Source organism: Planctomyces sp. SH-PL14 (genome assembly GCF_001610835.1).
In the GTDB taxonomy this organism is placed as follows: domain Bacteria; phylum Planctomycetota; class Planctomycetia; order Planctomycetales; family Planctomycetaceae; genus Planctomyces_A.
Map to the genome: position 1 here is coordinate 5,590,694 of NZ_CP011270.1, position 18,422 is coordinate 5,609,115.

Sequence of the window (18,422 nt, forward strand, 5' to 3'; positions counted from 1 at the left end):
GATCACTTCGGCCGGTCCTTTCCCTGCGGGACGACCTTGACCGCCGAGGCCGGAATCGCGGCCTGATCCGGACTGACGAGCGGCAGGTCGTCCGGCAGCGCCTTCAGGAAGAAGTCGCGGTACTGGATCTCCATCGCCGGCCCCACGTGGACCTGCACTCCCAGAATCCCTTCCAGGGCCCGGTGCTTCGCATCCAGGTCCGTGACGTCGACCGTCGGGTGGTCGTCGATCCAGTGCTGGTGATGATTCCCCTGGACGAGGACGCGGTAGTCATGCCACTCGTTCGCCGGGAACTCCTTGAGGGGCAGTTCGCCCACCACCCAGGGCTGGCCTTCGCCATCGATGATCACCTTCTCGCCGGTGTGGGCCAGGATCCGGCGTCCGCGTTCCTCGTAGAGCATCCCGTTGTAGTCCTTGCGGCCGGGAACGACATCGCACTGATACCCCGTGACGACTTCCTCCCCCAGGTCCGGCCGGGCCTGGCTCCGGTAGTTGAGCCCGCTGTTCCCTCCGGTGGTGACCTTGACCTTCACCCGCAGTTCGAAGTTCTTGAGCGTGCCGCCTCGCCAGATGATGAACCGGTTGTGCTTCAGCGAGCCGTCGGTGATGCCGGTCAGGCAGCCGTCTTTGACGCTCCAGTAAGCCGGGTTCCCTTCCCAGCCCGTCAGGTCCTTGCCGTTGAAGATTGCCGCAAATCCCTCCGGTACCGCGGCCGGCTCGGCACCGAAGGCGTGGACGCACAGAGACAGGGTCAGGACCGCCACAATGGAAGCCGGGAATCTCATGCTTGACCTCACAATCTGCTTTCAGAGACGGGACACTTCCGGCACGACCGGTTCCGCGGTTTCCAGACGCGTCAATCGGCGAGCGGCAGGAAGGCCACGGCATTGTTGTTGTTCATCGGGATGATGAGCTGCTTCTGCTTCGGGTCATAGCCCATCGAGGCGGCACTCGGAATCCCGGCCGCGATGATCGTGGCCGGCTGGCCGGGACGGATCCGCGACACGCTGCCGAATCGCACGCTGCTGACGTACTTCGTCCCGTCCGGCAGGATGACGAGACCGTCGTTGCCGCTCTCGACGGCATGCTCGGTCCGAAGCAGCTTGCCGCTCTCGGGGTCGAACGTCAGGACCGAATTGTCCCCCACGTTGACGACCACAACGTTCCCGTCCGGATCGATCGCCACGCCGTTCGGACTCATGAGCGGCTTCCCTTCGACGAACGTCGAGACCTCCCCCTCGCTGGTGATCTTGTAGACGCGGCTCTCCGGTCGGGTGTTGGAGACAAAGATTATTCCGTCCTTCGTCACGCCGATCCCGTTGAGGAACGTCGCTCCCGCCACCGGATAGGCCCGTCCCGGTTTGCCGGTCGCCAGGTCGAACGTGCGGACGGTCTCGACATCCGCCGAATACAGGACGCCCCCCTGAATCGCGCTCCCCAGCGGATGATTCAGCGTCAGTCCGTCGCGCGTGGCGCCGATCCACTTCGCCGTGTGGACCGTGCCGTCGGGGTTCAGCAGCGAGACATACCCGTCGTTCTCTTCCTGCATCTGCGGAATGCCGGCGTTCATGACGACGATCAGGTTCCGCTCGGAATCGTAGGTGCAGCTCTCGGCGAACCGGAAACTCCCGTAGACCTTGATGTTGCCCGTCAGCGGAACGAACTTCCCCGCCTCGTTGACGGCGCCGAGCGCCGGCCCGGCCTGAAACTCCTTCTTCGCGGCGGGCGCGGGAGTCTGGGCGGTCGCGATCCCTCCCAGCAGCGGCAGTGTCCAGGCGAACGTCAGGGCGAGAGTCTTCATGTGTGCGCTTTCGTAAGACGTCGATGACTCGGCGGCGGCCCCGAACTCGAACTCGGACCCGGATCCAGACCCGGCAGGTGGCGGAGTCGGTATCCTTGCCCCGCCCAGACCCGCGATACTCGGTGCGACCGCCTCGAAGGAAAACCGGTGTTTCCCGGTCTGTCAAATATTCGCTTGAATGTCGCGGATCGGGAAGTCAGTCGGCCATCGAAACGGCTGCCACGAAAGGAGGGGAGATGTTGCCGGATTCCGCGGAAGCGGCGATGGAGACATCGGTCTCCCGGACGGGAGAGCAGCACTGTACCGCGTTGGCCGCGGCCACCTTCTTCCTTCTGCTCTGCAGCTACTATGTCCTCCGGCCGGTGCGGGAGACCATGGCGGTCCTGGCCGGCCCCGATCGCGTACCGTGGCTCTTCACCGGAACGTTCGTGGCGACGCTGGCGGTCGTCCCGCTCTTTGGATGGCTCGTCCGGCGCGTCCCCCGCGACTGGCTGATCCCGGCGGTCTACGGTCCGATGATCGCCTGCCTCGCGGGCTTTTACGTCGTCTTCCGGGCCGGTCCGACGACCGTCTCCGCCGCCGCGTTCTTCATCTGGCTGAGCCTCTTCAACCTGCTGGTGACCTCGCTCTTCTGGAGCCGCGTCGGCGATGCCTTCACGACGGAGCAGGCCCGGCGCTGCTACGGCTACATCACCGCCGGAGGGACCGCCGGCGCCGTGACGGGACCGGCCCTCACCACCCTGCTCGCGGAGCGGATCAGCACCGCCAGCCTGCTGCTCGTCTCCATGGGACTGCTCCTCTTCGCCGGCGGGAGCCTGCTGTTTCTGCGCCCCCCTTCCGATGTTTCGGCCGCCCCCTCCCAGCGCCCGATCGGAGGCTCGGTCCTGGCCGGGATCGCCCAGACGTTTCGCGATCCGCTCCTGGCCGCCCTGGCCGGGCTGGTGATCTGTTACTCCTCGATCTCGACCGTCCTGTACCAGGAGATGACCGGCATCGTGGGCAAGGCCTACGCGGACGCCGGCGCGCGGACCGCTTACTTCGCCCGGATCGACCTGAGCGTCAATCTGCTGTCGCTCGCGTTGCAGTTGCTCGCCACTCGCTTTCTGCTGCGGTCCTGGCGACTGGGGTGGTGCCTCGGCCTCGTCCCCGCGGTGATGCTGCTCGGTCTGGTCGGCGTCGGAGTTGCCCCCACCGCCGGCCTCTTTGCCGTCGTCCAGGTGCTGCACCGCGCCGGGGAGTTCGCCCTCTCCAAACCGAGCCGCGAGGTCCTGTTCACCACGGTCGACGCCGAGAACCGCTACAAGGCCAAGAACTTCATCGATACCGCGGTCTACCGGACCAACGACGCGGCGAGCATCTGGCTCACCACCGCCGTCCGCTCGCTGGGGGGAAACGCAATCTGGATCGTCGCCCTGCCGGTGACGATGGCTTGGCTTCTCTTGAGCTGGTCGACGGGACGCCGCTACGACCGCCGCGCGTCAAACGCCGTCGCTGACCCCTCGGCGAATTCCGACACTGGCGGTCAGCCGGGTGCCCCTCCGTCACGAGCCTGACGCGCCGACTCCGCCGCCGCGGGACTCCGTTTCGGGCGGACCGCCTGTCCGGCGCAGCGTGCGGCGAACCACCGCGGGATCAGCCGCGGGCCGTGCGACAGGAGCCGGTTCTTCAGGCCGTCGACGACGAGGCTGCTCTTGCGGTCGAGACCATTCAGGGCGGTTGCGACGACCTGGGAAACCGTCCGCGGGGAACCGACCGCCGCTTCTTTTGCCTCGCCGCGGTCGAACAGCTCGGTCGTCGTCGTCCCCGGGCAAAGGCCGAGGACGCAGACGTTGCGGTCCCGGCACTCCTCCCACAGGGCGACCGAAAACGAGATGACGAACGCCTTCGTCGCGGCATAGACCGCGAGGTACGGAATCGGCTGGAAGCCCGCGATCGAGGCGACGTTGATCACGCCCCCGAACCGCCGCTCCAGCATTCCCGGCAGGAAGGCGTGGGTCAGGCCGACGAGGGCCGTGATGTTGATCATCACCTCCGCGTGATCCCGCGCCGGATCGATCGTCTCGAAGGCGCCGTACGTCATGACGCCGGCGTTGTTGACCAGCAGGTCGACCGCGAGCCCCCGTTCCGCTACGGCGGCCGTGACCTCGGCCGCGGCCGCCTCACGGCTCAGGTCCGCCGGGATGACGTGGACCGGGACGCCGCACGTCGACTTCAATTCCGCGGCGAGCGCGTCGAGCGCCGCCTCGTTGCGGGCCACCAGGATCAGCGTCATGCCGCGGGCCGCGAGCTCGCGCGCGAACCCGGCCCCGATCCCGGCCGAGGCCCCCGTAATCAGCGCCACCTTGCCGCGATACGAAAACGTCACTCCGACCTCTCAATGGTTCCGGCGATGGTGCCGCCGTGCTCTTTGTTGGACGTCTCCCACCACCGCCCGGTGTAGACGTCGTCATGGAACAGGATCCGGGCCGACCAGTTCGCCTTGCCCGGCCCCGCCTTCACATCGTCCAGGATCAGGACCGCCGTGTCTCCGGCGAACTTGACCGAGGCGGAGATCGGAAACTCGAGCTGGCGATCACGGACGCTGAAGACGGAGACGATCGTCCACCGGCCCCCTTCGCCCTTCTCGACCCGGGCAATGCGGTAGCCGCGGTCATTCCGCTCGTCCCCCAGACGTCCCTGTTGAACCGGCGCCCAGGTCCCCTTGAGGGTGGCGTTCTTCAGCATGGCGACGAACTTTGCCTCCACGTCGCCGTCCCCCTGGGGGAGAGCCGGCCCCGCGGGGAGGAACAGACAGATCCCGATGGCAGCGGTGGTCAGCAGCAGTGACCTGGCGTTCGTCATGGTCGAATTCCGGAAGGAGGAGCGTTCCGACACCAGAGTAGGAGGACGCGGGGAAACGACAACGATGCGTCACTCGCGAGGCGGAAACAGTCAAACTGCAATTTGAATGTGTGGCCCAGATGCCGTCGAGCCTGGGCGTTTCCACCGGGTCCGAATTCGGGAGAGCATCGAATGAAGAAGCTGATTGCATTGGCCGTGGCGGCCGTGGTGTCCACCTCGTTCTTCGCTCAGGCGGCCGACAAGGAAGAGTGCCTCGCCGTCGGTTCGAAAGTGAATGCGTTCTACGTGACCGACGTCACGGGACCGGAAGCAGGCAAGAAGCTCTGCTACCGCTGCAAGTACGGCAACCGTCCGGTCGTCACGATCTTCTCCCGCAACGTCGACGACCAGGTGACCTCCCTGGTGAAGGAAGTGGACGGCGTCGTCGGCAAGAATCAGGACAAGAGCATGGCGGCCTTCGTCGTCCTCCTCTCGGACAATCCGGAGAAGTCGGCCGAGACCCTGAAGGCCGCCGCGGACAAGGCCGGCATCAAGCACACGCCGCTGACCACCTTTGATGGCCAGACCGGTCCGGACGACTACAAGATCGCCAAGGACGCCGACATCACGGTCATGATGTGGGTCAAGGGCGAGCTGAAGGTCAACGAGACCTACAAGCAGGGGAAGCTGGACCAGGCGACCGTCGCCAAGCTTGTCAAAGAGACGAGCAGCATCCTGAACTGAGAAGGCGACCGCTTCCATCTTCGCGCCGCAGGTTCGATCGGACCTGCGGCGTATTCGTTTCGTGGAAGCGACCCCGGCTTCGGTCGCTCCCGTCGAGAGAACCGTCCACCAACGTGTTCTTCAGAACCGCGAGGGCTGACCGTATGGACTCAGGGCACGACACCGCTGACGCCCGGTGAACCTTGGCTCGATCCGGGCGACCGGTCTCCCGCGGCGGGATTCGGCAGCGCTCGCCAGTCAGAGAATCTCACGGATGACGGAGCCGTGGACGTCCGTCAGACGGCGATTGATGCCGTTGTTGTAGAAGGTGAGCTGCTCGTGGTTCAGTCCCAGCAGGTGAAGTGCTGTCGCGTGCAGGTCGTAACAGTAGGTGGGCGAGACGACCGCTTTGAAGCCGAGTTCGTCGGTCTCTCCGTAGGCGGTCCCTCCGCGGACTCCGCCTCCCGCCATCCAGGCCGTGAACGCTCCGGGATTGTGGTCGCGTCCCTGGCCCTGCGCGGCGGGCTGGCGGCCGAACTCCGTGGTACAGATCACGAGCGTGCTGTCGAGCAGTCCGCGGGACTTGAGATCGGTGAGCAGCGCCGAAGCGCCGCCATCCAAGATCGGCCCCCAGTAACCGTGGTCGCGGACCAGGTCCTCATGGCTGTCCCAGTTCGGCCGGATCTTCCTGGCGGTCGTGTTCTCCGCGCCACAGTAGATCTGGACAAACCGCACGCCCCGCTCGACCAGCCGTCGGGCCAGCAGGCACTGGCGGCCGAACGGGCCGATCTCCTCATGGTCGAGGCTGTAGAGCCGCCGTGTGACTTCGGTTTCGCCGCGGAGGTCGGTGGCCTCGGGAGCGCTGAGCTGAAGACGGGCGGCGAGCTCGTAGGCGGCGATGCGGGCTTCGAGCTCGCTGTTGCCCGCTCGCTCGACGGAGTGAGCTCGGTTCAGCTTGTCGAGAAAGGTGAGGCTCTTCTGCTCGCCGGCTCCGCGGAGATGGCCGAAGTCGCTCGCCGGAAAGAGATCGTTGATCGGCGGCTTCTCCGGGTCGGTCTGGAGCGTCGTCCCCTGATGCATGGCGGGCAGGAAGCCTGCCCCCCAGTTGATCACGCCCCCCGGGGGGAGGCCCCGCGGGTCGGGCAGAACCACGTAGGCCGGCAGATCCTCGCTTTCACAGCCGAGACCGTAGGTGACCCAGGCCCCCATGCTGGGGAAGCCGGGAAGGATGAAGCCGCTGTTCGCCATGAACATCGCCGGACCGTGCAGCGCGCTTTTGCTCTGCATGGAGTGAATGAACGCCATGTCGTCCACGCATTGGGCGAGCCTGGGAAACAGGTCGCTCATCCAGCGGCCGCACTCGCCGTGCTGCCGGAAGGGCCAGTAGCTCCCCTGGCAGTTCCCCGGCTTGGACGCGAAGAACTGGACCTTGCCATCGGGGTCGAACGGTCGGCCTTGCCGAGCCGCCAGTTCGGGCCGGTAGTCCCAGGTGTCGACGTGCGAAAGCCCGCCGGGGCAGAAGATCTGGATCACCGCCCGGGCCCGGGCGGGATGATGCGTCGGCCTGGCCCCCGCCCCCGGCGGGTGGCCGGCGGCCTGCGTCTCATGCAGCAGCGACGCCAGGGCCAGGCTGCCAAAGCCGCCGCCGAGCCACTGCAGGCATTCGCGCCGAGTCGTTCCGGTCATGGGGGTTCCTGTTCGTTCCAGACGATGCGGCCGCGGGATTCAGTCGATGTACAAGAACTCGTTGGCATTCAGCAGGGCCCGGCAGAGCGCGAACAGATCCAGCTCCCGCGCCCCGGCGATCTCGCCGGCGAGCGGCGGCCGCTGAAAGGCCTGTTGAAAGGCCAGTCGAATGCGATCCTCTTCGGTCGCCGCGTCGCGGTGAACGCGATCGGCAAAGGCCTGCGTCTGCCGCAGCATGAAGTCATTGTTGAGGAGCGCGAGGGCCTGTAGCGCAGTCGTCGTCTGCACGCGGGCCGGGGTGAGGTTGGCGGGATCCGGACAATCGAGCGTGGTCAGGAACCGGTGCGGTGTCGTGCGAACGACGAAGCGGTAGAGGCTCCGCCGCCACAGCTCGGGCCCATCCGGCGTGATGTACTCGTAGATCGGGGCGTAGGCTTCGACGTACCGGAAGTCGCGGAAGCCCGGGCCGCCGCGGTGGAGATTGAGCCGGCCGCTGACCGCCAGCACCGCGTCGTGGAGTGATTCCGCGTCCAGTCGGCGAGGCGATTGCCGCCAGAGCAGACGGTTCTGGGCATCGACGGCCGCGGCCGCCGCGTTCGGCGTCATCGAGCTTTGCCGATAGGTCCGGCTGGTGACGATCAGCCGGTGGATGTGCTTGAGACTCCACCCGCTTCGCAGGAGTTCACCGGCCAGCCAGTCGAGCAGAGCGGGATGCGACGGACGATCCCCGCCGAAGCCGAAGTCGCTGGGGGTGTTGACGATCCCGGTCCCGAAGTGGTGATGCCACAGCCGGTTCACGATCACGCGGCGGGTCAGCGGGTTGGCCGGATGCGTGATCCAGTCGGCGAGCGCACGGCGCCTCTGCCCCTCGGGCACCGCGTTGTCGCCCAGGGGCGACGGCGCATGTTTCGCCCAGGCGATCGCGCCGGGAGCCACCTCATCGGCTTCGTCCTCGGGATTGCCGCGGCGGTGGACGCGGACGACCGGCGGCTGCGAGTCGCTCACGACCGCGTAGACCTTCTGCGACTCGGGGAGCGCTCCCAGCGCAGCTTCCCGTTTCGCGATCTCCTGGGGCAGCTGCTCCGTTCTGGCCCGCTCGGCATCGGAAAGAGGAACGTCGCTCCGATCGGGCGACAGCCGCGGGTCCCCCAGGAAGAGCAGATCATGGCCGATGCCGTCACCGCCATCCGTTGCCACCAACGTCAGGGACTTCGCGGCGGCGGGGATCGGCAAGTCGATCGTGGCCGTCTCATCCTTTCGCAGCCCGAGCTTCTGCCACTTCCGCTCCGCATCGACGTAGACGGTGAAGTCCGCCCGGGAGGCGGCGACGGACTCTTCCGCGCCGAATCCGATCACCGCCGTGAATCGCAGCCCGGTCATGGCATGCGCCCGGCGGATCCGTTCGAGGTCGAACGTGACGCCGCCGTTGGCGTGCAGGCCGAGAAGGCTGTGACCTTTCGCCGCGTAGTCCACACCGTTGAGCGTCGTCCCGCGCTGCGCATTGAGCGGCCCGTTGCGGACGGCGTCCCAGGCGTGGCCGTTCGTTGCCGGCAAGTCGGCGGCACTCTCGAGATCGGTGACCGGCACCGGCCCTCGCCCGTCCGGGACGAACACCGCTTGAACGAACCGGGAGGCCTCCGGGACCGCGGCGGGCCAGGCCACTCTCTGCCGTCGATTCGGCGGAATCTCGCTCTGGTAGCCGAGCTTGCCGGTCACGAGCGTTCCGTCTCGCAGTTCGATGCCGCGGCCGGCCACTCCGGAACCGCGTCCGTCACCGCCGCCGATCATGTCGGCGAGGTCGAGGCCCTCGCCGTTGAGCTTCGCCAGTTCGGCCCGCGCCGCGGCCAGTTCCTGGTTTAAGCGGGTCCGGTCTTCAGCGATGCGGCGGGTCTCCGCCTCACTCACGTCCCGCTCACCACGTTTCACGCCGGCGAAGACCGCCCACAGGCCGTAGTATTCCCGCTGCGTGATCGGATCGAGCTTATGGTCGTGGCAGCGGGCACAGTTGATCGTGAGCCCCATCGAGGCGGTGATCACCTGGGTGACGATGTCATCGAGGTCGCCGGCCCGGGCGGCGCGGCGGAGGGCATCGCTCTGGGTCTCGACCTGGCCGACGAAATCCCACGGCCCGGCCGCCAGAAATCCGGTGGCAACGACCGCCTGCGGGTCGTGCGGCGCGAGCACGTCGCCGGCGATCTGTTCGCGCAGAAATCGATCGTAGGGCTTGTCCGCATTGAGGGAGTCGACGACGTAGTCGCGATAGCGCCAGGCATTGGGCCGCAGCTGGTCGCGTTCGAACCCATGCGTATCCGCGTAGTGGGCGATATCGAGCCAATGCCTCGCCCAACGCTCGCCGTAGTGCGGAGAACCGAGCAGCTCTTCGATCAGACGCTCGTAGGCCCGCGGATCAGGGTCCTTCACGAACTGTTCGACCCGCTCGTGGGTCGGGGGGAGCCCCAGAAGGTCGAAACTCAGTCGGCGGATCAGCGTCCGCCGGTCGGCCTCGGGAGATTGCGCGAGCCCGTGCCCGGCCAGGGTCTCCTGGATCAGGGAGTCGATCGACGTGTCAGCGGCGAACTCGCTTCGCACCGGCTGGACAGACCAGAACGAGTCATCCGCGCGGGGCTTCTCCTGCAGGACCACCTGCTTCGGCCAGGGGGCGCCGGCCGCAATCCAGTCTCGCAGCACCGCCGCCTCAGCTTTCGTCAGCGGTTCCCCTTTCTCCGGCATCTCCGGTCGCTCGCCCTCCTCAGCCACCGAGCGGAGATAGATGGCGCTCTCGTCCGGCTTTCCGGGCACAAGAGCCGGCCCCGACTCTCCCCCCCGCTGCAAAGCCTCCTCGGTCGTCAGATCCAGTCCGCCTTTGCGGTTCTCGCCTCGATGACACGACACGCACTTGGCCGACAGGACGGACCGAACCTGCGATTCAAAGAGCTGGGCCCCATCGATCGAGGCAACGGGCCTTTCCTCCGCCGGCGCCGGACCGGCGACCGACAACGCCCAGAGGAGCGTAAGGCACATCCAAACGAGACGTCGCCGCCGCATCAGGTCTCTTCTCCCCATTTCTGCTCCCCCAGGGAGCCCCGCAGAGGCCGCCACGGCGACACGGGATTGCGCAGATCTCATGCCAGGATTTCGTTGACCACATGGCCATGAACGTCGGTCAGGCGCCTCGCGATGCCGTTGTGCGTGAACGTCAGACGGCGGTGGTCGAGGCCCAGGAGGTGCAGGATTGTTGCGTTGAGGTCGTGGACCGACAACACGTTCTCCACTGCTTTGAAGCCGAGCTCGTCGGTCGCGCCGTAGCTGACGCCCCGTTTGACACCCGCCCCGGTCAGGACCGCCGTGAATCCCTGCGGGTTGTGGTCCCGCCCCTGGGCCCCCTTCTGGAACATCGGCATCCGGCCGAACTCCGTACACCACACGACGAGCGTCTCCTCCAAGAGCCCGCGTTGCCGCAGGTCCTGGATCAACGCCGCCGAAGGCTGGTCCATGATCCGGGCGTGGATGTCGTACTGCTCCCGCAGCGCCTGGTGGCCGTCCCAGTTCAGCTTCCCCCCGCTGGCATACGCCCCGTTGAAGACCTGTACGAAGCGGACTCCCTTCTCGATCATCCGCCGCGCGAGGATGCAGTTGCGGGCGTACCCCGCCTTCAGGGGGTCGAGCGGATCGTCCGCTCCGTACATCCGGAGAGTCGCCGGGGTTTCGGTCGAGAGGTCGCTGATCTCGGGGACGGACAGCTGCATCCGCGCCGCGAGTTCATAACTGGCGATCCGGGCGGAGAGATCCGAGTCCCCGGGGTTCGCCGCCAGATGCTCGCGGTTGAGCAGTTGCAGCAGCTGCCGCGCGGTGCGGTCGCTGTCCCGGGAGATCGACGCCGGCGCGGCCAGGTTCTGAATCGGCTGGCTGGCGCTGACCGGCGTCCCCTGATAGGCGGCGGGAAGAAAGCCCGGTCCCCAGTTGTTCCCCCGGGCCTGCGGAATGCCGCGAGGGTCGGGGATCGCCACGAAGGCGGGGAGGTTGGCGTTCTCGGTCCCGAGGGCGTAGGTGACCCACGCGCCGATGCTGGGGAACCCGTCCTGCACGAAGCCGGTCGAAAGGAAGTTCTCGGCGGGGCCGTGGGTGTTGGTCTTGCTCGTGAGCGAGTGAAGGAACGCGAAGTCGTCCGTCAGTTCCGCCAGATGCGGAATCATGTCGGAGACCATCTTGCCGGTCTCGCCCCGCGGCCGGAACTCGTACTGCGGGCGGGCGAGATTGCCGGCCGGCCCCTGAAACGTGACCGCCGGGCCGCCGGGAAGCGGCTTGCCGTCCTGCCGGATCAGCTCCGGTTTGTAGTCCCACGTCTCGAGCTGGCTGCACGCGCCGGCACAGAAGATGACGACGACATTCTTGGCGCGGGCCGGGTAATGCGGCTCACGGCCGGCGTGCGGCTGGCTGGGATCGATCCGCGGTGCGGACGACTCGTCATGCGCAAGCAGCCGTTCGCCGGAGAGCAGGCTCGTCAGCGCGATGGCGCTGAGTGCCGACGCAGTGCTGCCGAAGAAGTCGCGACGATCCAGCCCCCGCGGATCTTGGCCGGGGACCGACTGGCCGGGAGGACCGGAGCGGTGAGAGGGGCGCGGGGGCATGTCGGCTCTCAGGGGAGAAACAGGAACTCGTTGCTGTTGAGGAGGACGCGGCATAGCGTCGGCAGGCCGGCGGTCTCGACCGTCTGGAGGGCCGCGTCCCGTTCGACGGGCGACGGCGGCCGGCCGAGCGCGAGGGCGAAGGTTCGCTCGACCTTTGCGGCGGCCCCGAGGGGCGCTTCGCGATCGACGCGGGCCGCGAACACTTCCGCCCGGCGGATGACGAACGGACTGTTGAACAGGTTCAGGGCCTGGATGGCGGTCGTCGAGCGGTCGCGGCGGGGAGTCGACTGACCGGCGTCGGGGCAATCGAAAGGGCCGAAGACCGGCGTCGATTCCATCCGGATCTTGTGGGCGTAAATCATCCGCCGCAGTCCGGCGGGCGAGAAATTCTCGATCGGAACGAAGCCGCTGAGGCCTCCCCGCTGCTGGAAGAAGTTGAAGCCGGGGCCCCCCATTTCCAGGTTCAGCTCGCCGCTGACCGCCAGCATCCCATCGCGGATCGACTCGGCCTCGATCCGCCGCGACGGGAACCGCCACAGCAGACGGTTGTCGCGATCGAGGGCCTGTGCGGCGGGGTCGATGGCATGCCCCTGGCGGTAGGTGGCCGATGTGAGAATGAGCCGATGGAGCTGCTTCACCGACCAGCCGCCGGCCATGAACTCGCTCGCCAGCCAGTCGAGCAACTCGGGATGCGCGGGGGCCGTGCCGTTGAGACCGAAGTCGTTCGCGGTCTCGACGATCCCGCGGCCGAAGTGGGACTGCCAGATCCGGTTCACGAGCACGCGGGCGGTCAGCGGGTTCCCGGGGGAAGCGATCCAGCGGGCGAGCTGCAGACGCCGCTCCTGCTCGGCAGGAAGCGGCAGGGCGGCCTCCGCGGCGGAGCGGAACAGTTCCGGCACCGCGGGTCCGATCTCGTCTTCCCGTTGCTCCGGGTCACCGCGGCGGAGGACGTAAGTCGTGTCCGGCGCCCGGAACGTTCCGGCGAACGCCAGCCGCGGTGTCTCGAGCCGCTGCTTCTCCGCGCGGAGCCGGTTTCGGTCGGCGATCAGCGCTGGAAGGTCCCCCTCGGAGCCGGGGGCCTGCGCCGAGAGGAGCAGGTTCACGGAGTCGAACGGCGTTCCCCGCGGGAGGCGGTCGGCGTGTCCGGCGACTTCGGTCCAGGTCGCCCCGTCGAGCGAGACTTCGATGTGATATCGGATCGGCAGGCGATCGGCGTACTGGCCGTTGCGGTCCCGCCCCCAGACCACGCGGTCGATGTCGGTCGCCTGCGGCAGCTCGATCTGAACCCAGCCCCGGCCGAGTTCGTCCGAGATCCAGCTCCGACCGTTGCCGTACTGGCCGTCGGTGATGTGCTGCAACTGGTGCGGGCCGCTGTCCGAGTAGTTGCCGGAGGACGTAGCCTTTGTCCCCAGGCTGGCGAGCGCCACGTTCTTCGACGGCTCGCCCGGGCCGTAGATTTCGAGCTCATCGAGGCAGGGCTCGTGGCGGTTCGAATCGATCGTCTCCTCGGCCCGGAACCGCAGGAACCGGGCGGAGACCGGCGCGAAGCTTTCGATGTTCTGCCGGGGATCGACCGGGGCCCGGAAGCGGGGGAGCACACGTCCCGCGACGGCGGGCTCCGATTCCTCCTGGAGGACGATCACGTCCGCCGTGATGCCGGTCCCGGTCTCTCCGCCGCGGAGCACGAGGCGAGTGGTGGGAGTCCAGTCCCAGACCCCGACATCTTTGAGTCCACTCCAGAGGGGCGTCTGCTCCGTCGTCCCCGCGGTGACTCCGGCGGGGTAATACTGGTCGACCCGGGCGATCTCCTGCTGGTCGCCCCGCGTCGCGAGATCGCCATCGCGGTCGAGGACATAGCGGGCATCGCGGGTGTGGACGCCGCTCCCGTGAGCTCCCCATGAGAGCCACAGGCGATAGCGGCCCGAGAGCAGCGGAGCGTACGTCAGGACATCTTCGCCCGGGACGTTGTTCCACCACGTGTAGTGCCCGCCGCTGAGGTTCCCCAGACGATCCGGGGCGCCCGCGTCGTCGCGATAGCCGGGTTTCGTCCCGGCTGGATTGTTTCCGGGGCCGTTCTTGGGCTTCAGCGCCGTGACGAAGCGCGACTCCTCTTCATCGATGAGCAGCGTCCGGCCCGTAAAGGCGTCCGGCTCGAAGGCCCGCAGCCGGTTCTCGATCTGTTCGATCTGCGGGGCAAGGGCCGCGGCGGCGGTCGCCCGGGTTCGGGACTCGGCGTCCTGGATGGGGCGATCGCCGTACTCGACCCCCGCGAAGAATCCCTGGAGGGCGTAGTAGTCTCGCTGGGTGAGCGGATCGAACTTGTGGTCGTGGCAGCGGGCGCAGGCAAGCGTCAGCCCGAGCATCGCGGAGGACGTGCCGCCGATCATCTCGTCGAGCGCGTCCTGCCGGGCGAGCCGCTTCGAGGCGTCGTCCTGCCCGATCTGGCCCGGGAGCAGGACGGCGGCGGCGACGAGGAAACCGGTCGCTTCGTCGGCCCCGAGGACGTCCCCCGCCAGTTGCTCGGTGAGGAACCGGTCGTACGGCTTGTCTTCGTTGAAGGAGCGGATCACGTAATCGCGATAGGGCCACGCGTGATCGCGCTGCGTGTTGACCTCAAACCCGTGCGTGTCGGCATACCGCACGACATCGAGCCAGAGTTGCGCGGACCGCTCACCGTAGTGCGGGCTGGCGAGGACCGAATCGACGAGCTCGGCGTACGCTTCGGGCCGCTCATCGGCGATGAATGCGTCGACGGCTTCCGGTGCGGGCGGGAGGCCGGTCACATCGAGAAAGAGCCGCCTGACGAGCGTGCGGCGATCTGCCGGAGGCTGACGGGTGAGCCCGCTTCCGCCGAGCTTTGCGGTGACAAAGGCATCGACCGGGTGGTCATCCGCCGTGCTCCCCGGGGACCGCGGAAGGGGGGGCCGGACGACGGGTTGAAAGGCCCAGTGGCGGCGCGGATCGCGCTCTTCCTGCTCGTCCGTCGGGCTGGGGGCCCCATCGGCGATCCAGCGGGTGAGCCGTTCGATCTGCTCCGGCTTCAGCGGGTCCCCCTCCGGCGGCATCCGCTCAGAGACGTCCTTGGCGAGAACACGCTGGAGCAGGTGGCTTTCGTCCGGCTTTCCGGGAACCGCGGCGGCGCCCGAGTCCCCGCCGCGGCGAATTCCGGCGCCGGTGTCGAGCCGCAGGTGGCCTTCCTGTTTGAGGGCGGCGTGGCAGGAGAAGCAGCGTTCTTTCAGAAGCGGGCGCACATCCCGGAGATAGTCGACCGGCTCGGCCGATCGCGCTTCGTGAAGCGATGCGGCGAACAGCATCGAAAGACAAACCAGTATCCCGAGGTGCCCTTTCATGGAAAGCACTATGCGCGAGCCGTGGTCGTCCGGCAATCGCGCCTGGCGAAACGGGCCGCGCCGCGTGCGTTCTCCAGTCGGTGGCTGGGAGGGACGCGCCCTCCGGCCCGACGTTCTGTCTTCCGATGAGACCGAGCGGACACAGCCTGCTCGGACGGCTGTGGTGCTCGAGCCTTCACGGGAGATCGCCGTTCAACAACACCCGGAATGCGCGCCGGGCTTAGTCGGGCGTTCCAGACGGAAGTTATCATGCCGTGTCGATGGCTGAGGTCTTTTCGGGAAGAGACGGACTTCCGCCAGGAATTTGCGTGAGATCCCGCGGTCGCCGGACATTTCCCTGAGTGAGGTCTTTCCGTGGATCCCCATTCTGATGAATTCGTCACGCTTCTCACCTCGTCGCAATCCGCGATCTATGGTGGGATTCTGGCCCTGCTCCCCGACCGGACCGCGGCGCAGGACATCCTTCAGGAAACCAACCTGACACTCTGGCACAAGGCCGAAGACTTCGAAGCGGGAACGAGCTTCCTGGCCTGGGCCGGACGCATCGCCCGCTACCACGTCCTGAACTACCGGAGAAAGCGGGGACGGGAACGGCTCGTGTTCGATGAACAGCTCTTCGACGAACTCAGCGCACGACAGGCCGACCGGGCCGAAGACGCCGGTCCGGCTGCCGAGTCGCTGCGGGCCTGCCTCAAACGGCTCCCGGAAGAGCAGCGGGAACTCGTCACGCAGCGATACGCCCCCGGCGGCTCCGTGCAGCAGATCGCCGAACTCCGCGGCCAGACCGTCGGAGCCGTATCGCAGGCGCTCTATCGAATTCGGGAGACGCTGCTGAACTGCCTTTCCCAGCGGCTGCAGGAGGGGGCGCTATGAACACGCCTGACAGCGGACGGTTCCGCGAACTGGTGGGCCGGCTCAGCGACGGCATGCTGACCCTCCAGGAAGGTGCGGAGCTGAACCAGCTCCTGAAGGACGATCCGATCGCCCAGGAGATGTACCTCGATCACCTGTTCGTCGACGGCCTGCTCGAACGCGAGCTCGTCGGGACCGCGGCGGGACCGTATCCCGCAGGCCTGCCTCCACGGCCCGCGCGAAGGGAAGCGCGCCGGTCGGACACATCCCGCCGTTTGCCCCGATGGCTGCGGTCGCTCGCCGTCGGCGGAGTCTCGCTGGCGATCGGGGCGGCCGTCATCGGCTGGATGCGGCCGAGCGAAGGGGCGGTCGGCCGTCCTCTGCCGCTGACCGATTCCAGCTTCGAGTCCGGCTCGCTCGTCGCCTCGCCGACGTCGCTCCTCGCCTCCTGGTACGGAGACGACGCCGATGTCGTTCCCGATCACCTGGGCGTGAAGCCGCTCGAAGGGAACCGGATGCTCCGCTTCGTCCGGTCGACGACGAAGCCGGAGAACTCCTGCGACCTGTACCAGATCATCGACCTGCAGAGCATTGAGAAGGAGCTGGCGGAAGGCCCCGCGCACATCGAGGCCTCGGCGGCGTTCAATGCCGCTCCCGAGACACTGCAGGAGGGAGACTGCATCTTCGGCGTGACGGTCTTTGCCTACAGCGAAGACCCGTCCGGGAAGCCGCACGTCTGGCCCCTGCATTCCGAAACTCCGCTCACGTTCAGCGGCAATCAGACCCGCGCCGACGACGACGCCGAAAGCTGGCAGCGGGTCCACACGCGACTGTCCCTTCCGGCCGGTTCGAAGTTCCTCATCGTCCAGCTCTCCGTGATGCGGAGCGGCGACGACGAGGACCACGACCAGCCGACCGAGTTCCCCGGGCAGTTTGCCGACGGCGTCAGCGTGCGACTGCTGGCGTCGGACTCCTGATCCCTCCGTCAGCGGCCGGAGCGGACACGGTGAACCTCGGCGCCAGTCGCCGCGGAATCGCCGTCGGTCCCTCTGCGCCCCCGCCCGATTTCAGCGGCTCTGCCACCCACGGCGGCGCTCCATCCTGTTCCATCCGCATCGATCGTTTGAGGACGTCATGTCAGCCAAGAAGGTTGTCACCATCCTGCTCGGCGGAGCAGCGCTCGCAGCCGGAGGCGCGGCGTATCAGCGGCACCATCAGTCCGCCGGAACTCCCGCCTCCACGGCGGCTGTCGCGACAGCCGCACCCGAGGCGTCATTGCCGCCGGTCGAGCGCTCGGGACGCGACTCGCTGACGGTCCCGCCGCAGATCGCGGAGAAGATGAAGCTCGGGACGGCGATCGCGCAGAGTCCGTGTCAGCCTGTCGCCCTTCCACCGTTCCAGGGAGTCCTGGCCCTCGACAATGACCACCTCTCGCGGGTCCATGCGCGGTTTGCCGGGGAAGTCGTCGAGATCGGACACTCCACCGACGGCTCTGATCCGACACTTCGCGTCGGAGACCAGGTGAAGCAGGGCGATCTGCTGGCGGTCGTCTGGAGCACCGACCTCGGACAGAAAAAGAGCGAGCTGGTCGATGCCGTGGGAAAACTCCACGCGGAAGAAGCTCTCCGGGACCGGCTCAAGACCCTCTTCGAAGGGGGAGCAGGATCGGGGCGCAGCTACCGTGATGCCGACAAGGAGGTCCAGGCCCGGCTCGTCGAGATCGCCAGCGTCGAGCGGACCCTGCGGACGTGGCGGCTCACCGACGAGGACATCGCCGCCATCCGGGCCGAGGTCGAACACGTCGCCGATCCGAAGTACCAGTCCGACGATCGGAACGGCTGGGCTCGGGTCGAGATCCGGGCGCCGATGAGCGGCGTGATCCTGGAGAAGAACATCGTCGTCGGCGATATCGTCGACACCTCGACCGACCTGTTCAAGATCGGCCAGCTCTCACAGCTCGCCGTCTGGGCCCACATCTACGAAGAAGACCTGCCGCTGCTGAAGAGCTGCCCGCGTCCAACGGAGTGGACGATCTCGCCGCCGTCGAATCCCGGCGCGACGTTCACCGGGACGCTCGATAAGGTCAGCGCTGTCATCGATCCGGTGCAGCACACCGCCCTCGTGACCGGCCGCGTCGACAACTCCGCCGGCGACCTCAAGATCGGCCAGTTCGTGACCGTCACGATCAAGGTCCCCCCTTCGGAGCAGGAGCTTCAACTGCCGGCGACGGCGGTCGTCGAGAATGGCTGGCAGAGTGTCGTCTTCGTGCAGCCTAGGGCGAGCGAAGGGACCTACATCCGCCGGCCGGTCCAGGTCGTCCGCCGGTTCCGGGATGAGGTCTTCGTCCACACCGGCCAGAACGGCCTCCTGCCGGGGGACGTCATCGTCACCTCGGGAGCCCTGATGCTCCAGAACGCGATGGACCAACTCGCCCCCCCCGCGACGACCGCCTCGAGCGAAGAGGAGACGGACGGGGACCTCTCGGCCCGAACGCCGGCCGCGACTTCCCCCGCCGCTCCCGCCTCCGTTGTGCATTCCAAACATCAGGGCTGACGGCGTCGG

13 protein-coding genes are annotated in these 18,422 nt (G+C 67.4%); 5 read left to right on the forward strand and 8 right to left on the reverse strand.

The window, feature by feature from the left end; all coding sequences use genetic code 11:
• Window positions 1-2 precede the first annotated feature (2 nt).
• Window positions 3-785, reverse strand: a complete 783-nt coding sequence (locus VT03_RS21320) for a DUF1080 domain-containing protein (RefSeq protein WP_082846408.1) — start codon at window positions 783-785, stop codon at window positions 3-5.
• A gap of 71 nt (window positions 786-856) precedes the next feature.
• On the reverse strand, window positions 857-1,801 hold the full coding sequence (locus VT03_RS21325; protein WP_075094862.1) for an SMP-30/gluconolactonase/LRE family protein: 945 nt from the start codon (window positions 1,799-1,801) through the stop codon (window positions 857-859).
• Between the two features lie 236 nt (window positions 1,802-2,037).
• On the opposite strand from VT03_RS21325, the gene VT03_RS21330 reads away from it, so the two are divergent.
• Complete coding sequence (locus VT03_RS21330; protein WP_075094863.1) at window positions 2,038-3,354, forward strand: NTP/NDP exchange transporter; 1,317 nt, start codon at window positions 2,038-2,040, stop codon at window positions 3,352-3,354.
• On the opposite strand, the gene VT03_RS21335 is transcribed toward VT03_RS21330, so the two are convergent.
• Together VT03_RS21335 and VT03_RS21340 are read right to left on the reverse strand one after the other, a co-directional pair.
• Window positions 3,324-4,166 carry an SDR family NAD(P)-dependent oxidoreductase gene (locus VT03_RS21335; RefSeq protein WP_075094864.1) on the reverse strand — a complete coding sequence of 281 codons (843 nt, stop codon included), beginning with the start codon at window positions 4,164-4,166 and terminating at the stop codon, window positions 3,324-3,326. The genes VT03_RS21330 and VT03_RS21335 overlap by 31 nt on opposite strands.
• A complete protein-coding gene (locus VT03_RS21340; protein ID WP_075094865.1) occupies window positions 4,163-4,642 on the reverse strand; it encodes a hypothetical protein in 480 nt (159 codons plus the stop codon). Before VT03_RS21340 ends, VT03_RS21335 begins: the two co-directional genes overlap by 4 nt.
• A gap of 171 nt (window positions 4,643-4,813) precedes the next feature.
• Here VT03_RS21340 and VT03_RS21345 point away from each other — a divergent pair, with 171 nt between their 5' ends.
• The gene (locus tag VT03_RS21345) at window positions 4,814-5,365 is read left to right on the forward strand and encodes a hypothetical protein (protein WP_075094866.1); all 552 of its coding nucleotides are present in this window, start codon (window positions 4,814-4,816) and stop codon (window positions 5,363-5,365) included.
• A 237-nt stretch (window positions 5,366-5,602) separates the two neighbouring features.
• Here the strand turns inward: VT03_RS21345 and VT03_RS21350 are convergent, their stop codons facing one another.
• From VT03_RS21350 to VT03_RS21365, 4 genes are all read right to left on the reverse strand, one after another.
• Window positions 5,603-7,030 (reverse strand): DUF1501 domain-containing protein, encoded by a 1,428-nt coding sequence (locus VT03_RS21350; protein ID WP_075094867.1) that lies wholly within the window; start codon window positions 7,028-7,030, stop codon window positions 5,603-5,605.
• A gap of 39 nt (window positions 7,031-7,069) precedes the next feature.
• A complete protein-coding gene (locus VT03_RS21355) occupies window positions 7,070-10,075 on the reverse strand; it encodes a DUF1553 domain-containing protein (RefSeq protein ID WP_197489034.1) in 3,006 nt (1,001 codons plus the stop codon).
• Between the two features lie 77 nt (window positions 10,076-10,152).
• Window positions 10,153-11,658, reverse strand: a complete 1,506-nt coding sequence (locus tag VT03_RS21360) for a DUF1501 domain-containing protein (RefSeq protein ID WP_082846410.1) — start codon at window positions 11,656-11,658, stop codon at window positions 10,153-10,155.
• An 8-nt stretch (window positions 11,659-11,666) separates the two neighbouring features.
• The gene (locus tag VT03_RS21365; protein WP_197489035.1) at window positions 11,667-14,972 is read right to left on the reverse strand and encodes a DUF1553 domain-containing protein; all 3,306 of its coding nucleotides are present in this window, start codon (window positions 14,970-14,972) and stop codon (window positions 11,667-11,669) included.
• 390 nt (window positions 14,973-15,362) lie between these two features.
• On the opposite strand from VT03_RS21365, the gene VT03_RS21370 reads away from it, so the two are divergent.
• The 3 genes from VT03_RS21370 (at window position 15,363) to VT03_RS21380 (ending at window position 18,413) form a co-directional block, all read left to right on the forward strand.
• Window positions 15,363-15,881 (forward strand): sigma-70 family RNA polymerase sigma factor, encoded by a 519-nt coding sequence (locus tag VT03_RS21370; RefSeq protein ID WP_075094870.1) that lies wholly within the window; start codon window positions 15,363-15,365, stop codon window positions 15,879-15,881.
• On the forward strand, window positions 15,878-16,837 hold the full coding sequence (locus VT03_RS21375; RefSeq protein WP_075094871.1) for a hypothetical protein: 960 nt from the start codon (window positions 15,878-15,880) through the stop codon (window positions 16,835-16,837). Before VT03_RS21370 ends, VT03_RS21375 begins: the two co-directional genes overlap by 4 nt.
• Window positions 16,838-16,994: 157 nt before the next feature.
• A complete protein-coding gene (locus VT03_RS21380) occupies window positions 16,995-18,413 on the forward strand; it encodes an efflux RND transporter periplasmic adaptor subunit (RefSeq protein WP_075094872.1) in 1,419 nt (472 codons plus the stop codon).
• The last annotated feature ends 9 nt before the right edge of the window (window positions 18,414-18,422 follow it).